A 12949-nucleotide genomic window follows, 5' to 3' on the forward strand; every position below is an offset into this window, starting at 1 on the left:
CGCCCCTTAGCAGGGCGCACATAACATTCGTATTGAACGGTTGTGGTGGTGTCTATTAAGTATGAACATGTCCATCTTTTCTGCCATCAAACCATGTGGGAGCTCGAAAAGGGCTTGGAGCACTATTTGATCTTTTACAATACGAAACGCCGCCATCAGGGGATCAAGAACAAACGTCCGGCTGATTTATATCTGGTGGGGGAAATGAAAGAGGCTGCCTAATATGGCGGGGCTCTGCCCCACACCCCGGAATATTTAAAGCATGCTTAAAGGTGAGCTTGAAGGAAGGGGGTCACCGAAGCAACCCTACCCTTAATCATGCACGGCCATCGGCTTTCCAGCCTGTTCCGTGGGTGAGAAATAGCATTGTCCCGTAGATTAATAAAGGGAATTTGTTGGAAAAGTGAATGGGCAAATCAAGGGGGTCAAAAAGGAAAAAAAGTACTGGACCTAGAAAAATGCCCGTGGTAACAATCATCAAAACTTAGGGAAGGAAACTCTCTTAAATACTCCTCAATTCTGTCCAGTCCAAAGGGTGCACCGCAATATTCTTTGGCAAGGCAAAGTCGCCGAGGAAGACCCCAGCGATTTAACGTTGCCATCCGTTAAAGCGTTTAACAAAATCATTTCAACGCATAAAAAAATTGAAAAATGTCTATTGCCCATAGGGGACGGTATGCTTTTGATTCGGAAAAAATCTTAACCTTTAACCGACAGCACAATGGCATATCCTTTTTTGCATCTGTTTTTGACCCCATGAAAATCCCTAGAAAACTGGAAATCAAGGTCTGTAAGGCGATGTAATTTTTGACCCACCTGAACCCAGGGGTTCACACCCCGAAACTTTGGCTGAACATAAAGATCATGGCGCTGGCCGTTCTCTGCCAGCTTAAAAGAATTATGAATATGGCGACAAGCTTCAATCCGTCGTTGAATGAAGGGATCAGTCGTTTTTAACAAGATATCCATAATCTTCAAATCAGTACCAAAATGCATCTGGTCGCTGTTTACGATACCAAATTTAAACGCGCGTTTCATAATTTCTGTGAAATAATGGTTGAACACAAAATTCCAAGCCGACCCCCATGTCTGTTCTGTAAAATATAGGGAAAGGTCCGCAAGTTTTTTGGCCGATTGCTGATTGGTGAAGAACCAAATTCCCCCCTCAAACCGCAGGTCATTCAAAATTTCCACAACCTCTTGTTGCGTAATAAGTTTGAAAAGCAAGCCTGTGTGCAAATTGTATTCAATTCGATCCGCGCACAGATCCGGCAAGGGTTGCTCAAGCCCCTTATAGCCGGGATAATCGGGATCCACCTGACCAACCGACAAGCCATACGGTTTTAAAACAGATTCTAAATTCATTTGCTTTAAAAACCACAAATGGATCGTATCTTGATACGACGTATCCGTCTCCGGCGTTGAGAAAATATGATCGCCCAAATGGGAAAAAGCCGTATGAGAGGCGTCATGCAACAATCCAGCCACCTGTTCTGGAAAAGAGCATTTGAACCTTTTCAATAAGGCCCACACACCAACACAATGGTCAAAACGACTGTAGGCGGGAACAAATCCAAAATATCGAGTAGGCCCCGACTGATCAACGTCCTTAATTCTTTGCATCACGGGCGATTCAATTAAGTCTTGAATCAAGGGATGGTCGACAACTTCCGTTCCCCAGATAACATCGATCTTATTCTGAACAGAAACGTCTTTTTTCGTACAGCAGCCAGACAATAAGCCAACAATCGCAACACAAAAAACGATTAAACGCGTTTGCAAATACATACTCTTAATTTATCCACCATGGGCTTTCGAGAAGGCTTCAACACCATCAAAGGTTTGCAACTTCTCTACATGCATCCAACGATATTTTTCACCAACTGTTTTCAATAACGAAACAATATGGTCATCAACCATTTCCAAGCAAGCGTTTTTCAACGTAAAGCAACACCGAATATGATCAATAAGGTGTAAATGGCTGATATCCATATCGGGGTATATGGTTAGGCCACGGCAGGACAACGACTGCAGCTGCCATGGTGAGTCTTTGACCAGGGACTGTAAACAGGCGGCAATATTATTCGGCTGATGATGGGTTTCAATAAATATATCAACCCCCACAACGTCCCGCGTTTGCGCGGATATATCCGTCGAATAAACTTTCGATAAATCTAAAGGGTTGTGGCGATGGGTTCTGGAAGCAACGTCAGACAAAGCCTCTATAACAGCCTGGGTAAAATCAGTGGTTGACACAAACGGTTTATCACCCGCCACATCGCGCGTTAAAATGCCCCTAGCCAATGTTTTCTGTACAGCTGAGTCGACTTTTTCGGCAACGTCAAACTGCCCCATATGCCGCAGCATCATGACAGCCGACAAGATCATCGCCGTGGGGTTAATCAGGTTCTGACCTGCGTACTTGGGAGCCGACCCGTGGACAGCCTCAAAGATGGCGCAACTGTCACCAATGTTGGCACTGGCCGCAAATCCAAGACCACCCACAAGAGCCGAACTAAGGTCGCTTAGGATATCACCGTTCATATTGGTCATCACAATTACATCAAACTGCTCGGGCTTTTTGACCAGCTGATGCGCGCAGTTATCCACGATGATGTGCTGGCTTTCGATGTCAGGGTAATCTTTAGAAACCTCCTCAAAGGTCCGCTTCAACAACCCCTCGGTCAGTTTCATAATGTTGGCTTTGGTGGCGCAGTGAATTTTTCGGCGGCCCTCTGCTTTGGCAAACTCGAATGCTAGGCGAGAAATCTTTTCGCAACCTTGACGCGAAATTAATTTTAAACATTGGGCGACATTGGGTGTTTGGGCATGTTCAATGCCAGCGTACAAATCTTCGATATTTTCGCGCACAATCACCAGGTCAATGCCGCGCCCGTGATAGGGGCTCATTACCCCGGCCATTTCTTTGACGGGGCGAATATTGCCATAGGTTTCAAAAAGTTTGCGCAAAGTCACATTCGCACTTTTCTCGCCATAGCCAACGGGGGTTTCAAGCGGCCCCTTCAGCACCACACGATTGCGTTGGATTGAATCAATGGTTTCTTTGGGAACGCCCGTGCTTAAGCCTTTTTTGAAAACAGCGGCACCGGCCTCGCAAACCTCCCACTCAATCGCTGCGCCTGAGGCTTCAAGAATTTGGCAAGTGGCTTTGGTGATCTCCGGCCCCACACCATCGCCAGGGATAAGGGTAACTGTTTTTTTATCTGAAACACCCATGACTTGCCTGCAATCTTATGAACTGAATTTCCCATTCTAAGTTAGCAAAACAGGCAACAGCAAGAGTTAATCGCTGGGCAATGTTTGAACGTATTTTGGATGAAATAATTCGGACAATGGAATCATCCCATTGCGCCACATGCATAGACCGGGCATGTCCTCACGACTCAATTTAACAGTACTTTTGAAAAAACAACCTCGCTCTAACTGTAAAGCATCTGTAACAGAGAATACCCAGTCGTAACAAGATCGGCGCACCTGATAAATTGGATACTCTCCATGGCCGAAATCGATAGGCGTGGAATCCATTAATTTGGGAAAATCAACGTAAAAATGTCCGTTGTACTCGTAAGTAGACCGCTCTTTCATACTCTGGGGGACTTCCCCAAGAGGCCTTATATCCAAGGGCCAATAACAATTAATATGGTCACCAACTATAGGCTCAAGTTTTTTATAAAAAGACAACAATTTGGATTCCTCTTTATTGCCGGATTGCCTCATGAACCTTTCTTCCTCAGCCTTAATGTTTTCCCGATCAATCCTCCATATGATATCTCTAATACTCGCCCCTTCTCGAAAAAATTCTTCTAACTTCTGAGGAATGAAAAGCGTCAGCCTATCTCTTACAGAAGGATACCTGCCGCGAGATGCAGTTAATCGGTCACCTTCTGAATAAGCCTCGTAAACCCTCTTTATAGACTCATAGGAAATTCGTTCATTGATCTTTTGTCTTAGGCCAGAATTGATAAGCTGAGTGGCATGTTTAAGCACCACCAAAGAAGGCGAACATTGTGTCGTGTTGCATAAGCATAAATTATAATCGATAACAACAAACGAAAGTTTCCCCTCTGATTTTACACGCAACAAAATATTAGAATCGTGCATGTCGGCAATCTCAAACATCTTCCAAAACAGAATAATTTTCACAACGTTTTCAAGATCAATAGCTGCATTGAAGGTCTGCAAATCATTAAAGCGTTGATCGGAAGGATTTGTACCATGCTCAAAATATTTGGCGAAGTGGTAAAGACGGAATAAGGCATTATTCCCCATTTTTTGTTTTGGGTTAGCATCTAAAACATGCCGAAGTAATTGTCCCATCGGCGAATCAGCATTTATCTGATCATTGCTGAACCCAACAAATGGTTCGATAATATGCGTAAAATCCTTCGTATCAATAGTTAACCATCCACCTTTTATGTGGACAGGAATGGCAGGATTGATAACGTCTATTAATCCTGTTGCTTTAGCCGATAAAGAAACCAACCAATCTGACTTTTCGGTTGGCTTTTTCGGCTTCAGGATAGCTATAAGGTGACCCTGTTCATTTTGAATGTATGTATGGGTTGCACAACTCCCTCCGCCATGATCACGTTTGTCAAATTTTCTAGCCGCACGATAGTTTAAATCTGCCCCTTTAAACCAATCAAAGGATGCTGTTCCCCCGAAAAAGTTCAGTTGGTTTTTATAAGATTCCAGGGCTTCGTAGAACCATCTCACGAAGCAAGGAGTCAACAAAGCTTGGCGCGTAAGATCATTCGTTATCTGACTCAGGCCATCGATATACGTACCCTTGCTCACATTCGTCCATAATGCCCTTATGGATTCATCAACCACCTGCAAAGCATCAAAGTGGCTGTCGTAACCGATGTGTCCGGTAGTTGTCTTATTGTAAGAATAAAGACCGTGCACGATAACACTGCCCATCATGGCTTTATAGATGACTTCCCGTTCGGCATCGGTTGCCGCACGACTATAATCTATCTGCGTGTGATCGGTTAGCTGGCTGCTGATGTTGGCGGTAAAGAGCTCAGCTTGAGCCGGATCTCGATCTTGTGCATAAGCAGAGATACGGCTCTTATCCTGCCGCTCGATATACTCAACTGCGTATAGGTTTGAAGATAAATAAATAAGGACGAAAAAATAAAACTTTAAGACCACAAATTTGTCCTTATTTGATTACGAAGTTAACTGTGGTAAATCATATAAGCTTGCTGTGAATTTTTTCAATAACTATTTTTAGACTTAAATCGTTTAACTCGCTGACTTCTATGCCGATGCAATCTCGGGCCCGACAACATCACCTGAAATAAGAGTGACTGTTTGTTTTTTCTGGGAAATCACGATCGTGCTGCTAACTTATGAACTGATTACTGGTATTCTAAGTTAGCAACGTAAACGACGGAAATGGCTAATCTTTTGGTAAGATTTGGTCGTAACGATCGCTAAAGAATTGATTAAAAGGTAACATTCCATCATCCCACATTTTTATGGCAGGATAAGCAGAACTGTTAAAAAATCTTTCCTTGCTTAAATCTTCAGAACTTTGGGCTGAAAATACCCAGTCGCGCAAGTAACGTACTTGATAGCTTATGTAAGCCCCCTGGCCGTACACTTTTTCCACAAAGATAGATTTATATCCCAAGCGTGAGGGCATAACTGGAAGCTTACAAAAGCCGCCCGGATGGCACTCGCCAACAGGCCTAATTTCAAGGGGAGTATAGACAGTAATATTTTTTCCAACTTCAGCACAAAAATCAGATCTTTTTTTAGAACGGCCTGAAGGATGTCCTTCCACCTTTTTGTAAAACTCATGCATAGCGTGTCTGACGGTAGGTTGTTCTGTCAAAATGCGCTTAACGCTGTTGAATGAGTCTTCTGAAAGACATTCAGGCATCGAACCATTATGGTGTCTGAAAACTTGCGATAGAGGTGTGAAAGAAATCGCACCAACCCTATTCTGGACCTTTGTTTCAATCGTCTGGGTCGCCTGTCTTAACATCGATAAGGGGGGCTGTTGTCTCATAGGATCATCAAAACATAGATTATAATCAATGCATGTAATCGCAAATTTTCCATCAGGCCTTAACGTCCAAAGAATATTGCCATCATGCATATCTTTGATTTTAAAAACCTGCCAAAACGCAATAAGTTTCACAAGATTTTCCACATCAATTGAACTGTTAAATGTTTGTAAATCGTCAATTCGCGTTGGGGTCGGTACGCTGTTGTTCTCAAAGTATCTTGCAAAAGAATGTATATTTAAAGTATAAACTTTCTTTTTTATTTCATTTTCTTCATTTGATCTAACATTCTGCAATAACTGATTCATGTTCTGAGAAGATGAATCGGGACTAATTCCCACATAGGGTTCTAAAATATGAGTAAAATTATAAGTGGTTATAACCAATTTTCCTGATTCGATACGAACGGGAATAGCGGGGTTGATAACGTCAATTAATCCTATTGCCTTGGCTGCCAAGGAAACCAACCAGTCATTCCTTCTGTTTTCATCAGTAGTCGGCTTAGGCTTCAAAACGGCCATTTTGAGGCCATTTTCATCTTGAATATGAATGTGTATAACGTCTTTTTTATTGGAAGAATACTCTGTTCCAAGGTCGTATTTCATTCTTCTGCTTGCATTGGCATAATTGACGTTGGCCCTTTGAAACCAATCAAAAGATGCTGTTCCCCCAAAAAAGTTCAATTCATGGCGGTAAGATTCCAAAGCCTCGTAAAACCATTTCACAAAATGGGGAGTCAACAAAGTTTGTCTACAGGAGTCGCCAGTGATTTGATCAAGACTAACAAGGTATGCACCACTCTGCACATTTATCCATAAGGCCTTTATGGATTCATCAATGACTTTCAAAGCATTAAAGTGGTTCTCGTAGCCCACGTGTCCGGTAGTCGTCTTATCATAAGAATACCCACCATGCACAATAACCGTTCCCATCATGGCTTTATAAATAGTTTCACGTTCGGCTTCGGTTGCCGTGCGATTATAATCGATGTTCGCGTGATCGGTTAATCGGCTGCTGATATTTCGGGTATAGGGAAGTGCAAGATCCCTGCTTCTATGGGGAAGATATTCACCCCTGTCATCTTTCGAAAAGACCTTGATGCGAGCCCCATCTTGTTGGCCAATATACTCAACCGCATATACGTTTGAACACAAAAAGATGATAATAAATAAGATAAATTTTATCTTCATGAACCACTCAACATTTAATTTTTAAAAGGAATACAATGAATCATATAAGATCAGCGTGAGTTTTTTCAATAACTGTTTCTAGACTCAAAACTTTTAAATCGGTCATCTCTATCGCAAAATTCTTAGGTCCCTTCGCCCCGCCAATTGCCGCTGGGTTCACTGACGAATACAACGTCAAAGTTGGACAACCACCGCTGGCAGCCAACAGCATAGGACCCGTGTCATTGCCAACGGCAAACAAGGCTTGCTGCGCCAAACCAATCACTTGATAAAAGGACGTTTGACCCACAAGGTTTAAAGCTACAGGAACTTGCTGGGTGATAATAGGAAATGATTCACCCGGCCCGCCGATAATCACCGGCTGGATCCCCTGCCCCAATAAATATTTCGCTAATGACGCATAGTTTTCTTCAGGCCATTTCTTGCGCCCACCGTGAGCATTGCTGGCACCTGGAATCAAAAGCGCATAGGGATTCGATACTGTTAATGGTTCTGCCAACATCCCCAAATCTAGGGTTGGCAGGTCGTGAACAGCCATCGCCTTTAACTGATAGCGGAAACGATCTTGAGGATGTGGCAAGTTGCCAGACGAAGGATGATCAACCCAAACGGTCGATCGGGGGAAAAGTCGTTTATAAAGCCGTGTTCGGTCCACCCCTTGCAAATCGATCACCGTATCAAACGACCTGCTTCGCAAGGTTTTAATAAGCGATCGAATCTGCGTCCACTGATACCACTTGGGGCGCGAATCTATCAGGATATGATCAAAAAACCCCAGACGTCGGGCAAAATCAACGTAAGGGGCTGTGGTTAATAACGTCAACTGAGCATTTGGATGATAGGCCTTCAATGCGGCAAAAGCCGTTGTTGCCTGAACGAAATCACCCAACGCCCCCAGTTTGATGACTAGAATGTTTAAATCTGCGGAGCTGCGTTCGTCATAATGATGAACTACGTCATTCACCACTTATCTGCCATTGCTTTCAGAGAAATCATAGTTAAAGGACTGCTTCCGCCGCCCCTTATAACGCAATTGTGATCAAACCAGTTGGGACGTGGGAATAAGATCTGTTGGCCTTCAACGTTCAATTTACATAGTTCATCTGACATACTTTCTAAAATTCCGGGCTCTTCAATTTTAGGTATAAATTTTTCCAAAATATCTTCCTTCGAAATATATTTGGACCATTCACTAGTTTGAATACCCGTTAATTTGTTATTTATCTCTTTCCTTGCCTTTGAACGCTCATATTCATCACCAGTCCAGATTTGATTAGGTTTGTCGGCAAAATTACGCACTAAAATGTCACCCATTACTTTTAAAGGCCTGGTTACCATTATATGCTTTTTACCTTTCATCAGCCGTGATACTTTTGCAGCAAAACCGTGGAGCTCCACTGACAAGTTTTTGTGACAATCGTGCCTCATTACCACGTCACCATTCACCATTTCCTGAGACGCATAAGGACGATAAATTCCCATGTGTGTCGTAACAGGACAGTTTTCATTCATATGGACACAGAAAACCATTTCGATATGGCTTTTTTTATCAAGCGAAACCCCCGTCCCCATGACTAACTCCTCTATCTTAGGATTTTTTGATGCTGCATAGGCAACCCACGTATCTGTTCTTCCATAATATGTTAGGGACTCACGGAAACCTTCGTTTCCTCCATTCTTTCCTCGAGGCGGAAAAGCATTGTCTCCGTACGTTTGCCAGCGGTTGATGGTTTCGTTCGTTAATTTTTCCAGCACAAAGTAGACATCCGTAACATTCCCATCACGTCGTTCTAGGGGTTTAACGCCAATAATTTGGTGAATGTCCGAACTAAGCGGGGCATTAACAACCGCAGGAGAAATAATCTTGCCTTTTAGTGCTGAGATGGGCGTTATATAGTCGTTATACATATCAGGCTGATAAGATTCCAAGGCTTCGTAGAACCACTTCACGAAATGTTTCGTGAGCAAATCTTCACGCGCCCCAAGTAAAGTAACTTGATCAGTTTTGCGAATATAATTTTTTTGCTTCACACCTTTCCATAGAATCCTGATGGAATCATTAATCTCCTTTAATGCTTCAAAGTGACTTTGGAAGCGAACGTCTTTGCTGGTTGATTGATAGAACGATCTAAAATAGGAAGGATCATGCACCATGATACTGCCCATCATGGCCTTGTAAATGATCTCTCGTTCCGCTTCGGTTGCTGTACGACTGTAGTCAATGCGGGCATGATCGGTTAGCCGATTGCTTATATTGTTGGTAAAGGGCTGCGCCCTGGAAGCATCACGGCTGCTGGCATAAATATCGCGCCGGCTTTGATCTTGTTGACGGATATACTCCACCGCATAACAAGAAAATGAGAAAAAAACAAAAAGAATTAAAAAACGTATAATAACCATAAAATTACACTTGAAACAAAAAAGAATAATGGAACTTACAAAATTCCTGTTCTATATTCAAGTGTTTTTTAGGATTTTATTATTCTATGCCCCACCCAATTCATCCCAAAATTCTTTGACTTTGGCGAAAAAACCAGTCGAGTGGGGGTTGTTTTCTTCTTTTTTACTTGCCTCCTCAAACTGCTTCAGCAATTCCTTTTGCTTTTTCGACAAGTTGACAGGTGTTTCAACCCCGGCCTCAATAATCAAATCACCCCTGGCACTGCTGCGCAAGACGGACATCCCTTTTCCACGCAGGCGGAATTGTTGACCACCTTGCGTTCCCGACGGAATCTTCAGACTGCTTTTGCTGCCATCCACGCATGGAACTTCTATTTCTCCACCCAAAGCCGCTGTGGTCATGGGAATAGGAATACGACAGAACAGATCGGCGCCTTGACGTTTAAACAGACGATGGGGCCGAACACTTAAAAAGACGTATAAATCTCCGGCAGGTCCGCCTCTTAGGCCAGCCTCCCCCTCACGGGTCAGCCGAATGCGGGTGCCGTCCTCAACCCCGGGTGGAATTTTCACCTCAAGGTTTTTTTCACGCCTGACGCGCCCCTGGCCACCACACGGACGACAGGGATCAGCGATGGTTTTTCCACTGCCCCCACAGGTGTTGCAGGCCCGCTCGATGGTAAAGAAACCTTGTTGATATCGGGTTTTGCCTCGCCCGTGACAAGCTGAACAATTAGTTGGGGCAAGCCCGCCTTGACTGCCCAAACCATGACAATGGTCACAAGGAACGCCTGTTGTGAATTTGACGCGCGCTGTCGTACCCTTAAACGCATCGTCCAAAGAGATATCTAAATTAAAACGAACATCCGCCCCGATCTGCTGGAACGTGTCAGTCCGCCCACTTCCCCCTAAATCACCAAACATTTCATCAATGATGTCTGAAAAGTTTCCTGAGAAACCAAAACCGCCAAACCCGGGCCCAGCTCCGCCGCCACCGCCCATGCCTTGTTCAAAAGCCGCCGAACCATACCGGTCATAAGCAGCCTTCTTTTGTTCGTCACTTAGGATTTCATAGGCTTCTGCAACATCACGGAACTTTTGCTCCGCTGCTTTATCCCCCGGATTTTTGTCAGGGTGATATTTCATGGCCAATTTGCGGTAGGCCTTCTTAATATCTTCAGGGCTGGAACCTTGACTAACGCCTAGGGTTTTGTAGAAATCTTTATTGGCCATGGAAAACTTGCTCTAAACATTATTATGAACACTATGTATAAAAAAGCATCTTTGAAGCGAACACCAAAGATGCTTGGCAAAACTAAGCCTGTTTACGATCTGTATCGTCCACGTTTTTAAACTCAGCATCAACAATTTCATCCGTTGCCTCTGACGTTGGCGCTTGACCAGCCTCTGGGGAAGATGCCTTGTAAATAGCTTCACCTAGTTTCATGGACACTTGGGTCAAAATTTCTAATTTCGCCTTCATCTCATCAGCATTTTCAGCCGTTATGGCCTGCTTTAGGTCATCAATAGCCGATTGAATACTGGCCTTATCAGTCTCTGAAACTTTATCCCCATGTTCTTTCAAGCTTTTTTCGGTGCTGTGAACCATGGCTTCCGCCTGGTTCTTTGTTTCAATCATTTCCCGACGTACCTTGTCCTCAGCTGCATTCAATTCCGCATCTTTGACCATCTGCTGAATATCGGCCTCTGATAATCCACCCGAGGCTTGAATACGGATTTGTTGTTCCTTACCCGTCGCCTTATCTTTGGCAGAGACTTGAACAATACCATTCGCATCAATGTCAAAGGTGACTTCAATTTGCGGCGTCCCTCTTGGCGCTGGCGCGATCCCCATCAGATCAAATTGCCCCAGGCTTTTATTTTGGGCTGCGATTTCTCGTTCACCCTGGAAAACCCGAATTGTCACGGCTGTTTGACCATCTTCCGCCGTTGAAAAGACTTGGCTTTTGCGGGTCGGTATGGTCGTGTTGCGGTCAATCAATCGTGTAAAGATTCCACCCAATGTTTCGATACCCAATGACAATGGCGTAACATCCAACAAAAGAACGTCTTTAACGTCGCCTTTTAAAACGCCCCCCTGAATAGCCGCACCAATCGCCACCACTTCATCAGGGTTAACCCCACGGTGAGGTTCGCGTTGGAAGAATGATTTGACGGTTTCCATTATTTTTGGAATGCGGGTCATTCCACCCACCAAGATCACCTCGTCAATGTCTTTGGCAGTCAAGCCAGCATCTTTTAGGGCAGCGCGGCATGGCTCAACAGTACGTTGAATCAAGTCATCAACCAGCGATTCAAATTTAGAACGCGTTAATTGCAGATTCAAATGCTTTGGACCCGCCGCGTCAGCCGTGATAAAGGGCAGATTGATGTCCGTTTGCATAGATGCTGACAATTCAATCTTCGCTTTTTCGGCAGCTTCTTTTAACCGTTGCAGGGCTAGCTTGTCTTTGCGAAGGTCAATACCTTGTTCCTTTTGAAACTCATCCGCAATGTAATCCATTATACGCGCATCAAAGTCTTCACCACCCAAGAACGTATCGCCATTGGTTGATTTGACTTCAAACACACCATCGCCAATTTCCAAAACAGATACGTCGAATGTTCCACCACCCAAGTCATAAACAGCAACAGTCCCATGGGCTTTCTTTTCCAGACCATAGGCCAAAGCAGCCGCTGTTGGCTCGTTGATAATACGCAAAACTTCCAAGCCAGCGATTTTGCCGGCGTCTTTGGTTGCTTGACGTTGGGCGTCATTAAAATAGGCAGGAACAGTGATCACAGCTTGTGTGACGGTTTCACCTAAATAGGCCTCTGCCGTTTCCTTCATTTTTTGCAAGATGAAGGCGCTAATCTGGCTGGGGCTGTATTTTTGATCACGTGAGTGCACCCAGGCGTCACCATTTTCAGCCTCGCAAATTTTGTAAGGAACAAGGCCAATATCCTTTTGGGTCATGGGGTCTTTAAACGACCGCCCAATTAACCGTTTAATGGCAAATAAAGTGTTTTCAGGGTTGGTTACTGCCTGACGTTTAGCCGACTGCCCTACCAGGCGTTCGCCCCCTTGAGTAAACGCAACCATTGAAGGGGTTGTTCTTGCACCCTCGCTGTTCTCTATAACACGGGCAGTTGCGCCCTCCATTACAGAAACACAAGAGTTCGTCGTACCTAAATCGATTCCAATGACTTTAGCCATAATATAAATCTCCTAAATTTCTAACTGCATTAGCAGCATCGTCATGAGTGTGCTAACAATATAGGAAATTGATTTATGGAAATCAAGAATATTAGATGGAA

Annotated in this window: 10 protein-coding genes; 2 read left to right on the forward strand and 8 right to left on the reverse strand. The window is 44.0% G+C overall.

Translation table 11 applies throughout. The features are described 5' to 3' along the window. Positions 1–48: 48 nt before the first annotated feature. Both EQU50_RS08325 and EQU50_RS08630 read left to right on the forward strand, forming a co-directional pair. On the forward strand, positions 49–222 hold the full coding sequence (locus EQU50_RS08325) for a transposase (RefSeq protein ID WP_165380297.1): 174 nt from the start codon (positions 49–51) through the stop codon (positions 220–222). A 313-nt stretch (positions 223–535) separates the two neighbouring features. After that, complete coding sequence (locus EQU50_RS08630) at positions 536–703, forward strand: O-methyltransferase (protein WP_130153495.1); 168 nt, start codon at positions 536–538, stop codon at positions 701–703. Here the strand turns inward: EQU50_RS08630 and EQU50_RS02010 are convergent. The 8 genes from EQU50_RS02010 to dnaK all read right to left on the reverse strand — a co-directional run bounded on the left by EQU50_RS02010 (position 700) and on the right by dnaK (position 12848). Beyond that, positions 700–1782: an HD domain-containing protein gene (locus EQU50_RS02010; RefSeq protein ID WP_130153496.1), complete on the reverse strand. Its 1083-nt coding sequence runs from the start codon at positions 1780–1782 to the stop codon at positions 700–702. The genes EQU50_RS08630 and EQU50_RS02010 overlap by 4 nt on opposite strands. 15 nt (positions 1783–1797) lie before the next feature. Further along, positions 1798–3237, reverse strand: a complete 1440-nt coding sequence (locus EQU50_RS02015; RefSeq protein ID WP_130153497.1) for an NADP-dependent isocitrate dehydrogenase — start codon at positions 3235–3237, stop codon at positions 1798–1800. Positions 3238–3303: 66 nt separating this feature from the next. Then, positions 3304–5178 (reverse strand): hypothetical protein, encoded by a 1875-nt coding sequence (locus tag EQU50_RS02020; protein ID WP_130153498.1) that lies wholly within the window; start codon positions 5176–5178, stop codon positions 3304–3306. 250 nt (positions 5179–5428) lie between these two features. Then, complete coding sequence (locus EQU50_RS02025; protein ID WP_130153499.1) at positions 5429–7231, reverse strand: hypothetical protein; 1803 nt, start codon at positions 7229–7231, stop codon at positions 5429–5431. 40 nt (positions 7232–7271) lie between these two features. Then, positions 7272–8198, reverse strand: coding sequence for a glycosyltransferase family 9 protein (locus EQU50_RS02030; protein ID WP_130153500.1), 927 nt, complete (start codon positions 8196–8198; stop codon positions 7272–7274). Beyond that, positions 8192–9574 (reverse strand): hypothetical protein, encoded by a 1383-nt coding sequence (locus EQU50_RS02035; RefSeq protein WP_165380298.1) that lies wholly within the window; start codon positions 9572–9574, stop codon positions 8192–8194. The genes EQU50_RS02030 and EQU50_RS02035 overlap by 7 nt, the downstream gene beginning before the upstream one ends. A gap of 141 nt (positions 9575–9715) precedes the next feature. Then, on the reverse strand, positions 9716–10864 hold the full coding sequence (dnaJ, locus tag EQU50_RS02040) for a molecular chaperone DnaJ (protein ID WP_130153502.1): 1149 nt from the start codon (positions 10862–10864) through the stop codon (positions 9716–9718). Positions 10865–10946: 82 nt separating this feature from the next. Next, the gene (dnaK, locus tag EQU50_RS02045; RefSeq protein ID WP_130153503.1) at positions 10947–12848 is read right to left on the reverse strand and encodes a molecular chaperone DnaK; all 1902 of its coding nucleotides are present in this window, start codon (positions 12846–12848) and stop codon (positions 10947–10949) included. Between the last annotated feature and the right edge of the window lie 101 nt (positions 12849–12949).

It is taken from the genome of Candidatus Finniella inopinata (assembly GCF_004210305.1).
In the GTDB taxonomy this organism is placed as follows: Bacteria; Pseudomonadota; Alphaproteobacteria; order Paracaedibacterales; family CAIULA01; genus Finniella; species Finniella inopinata_A.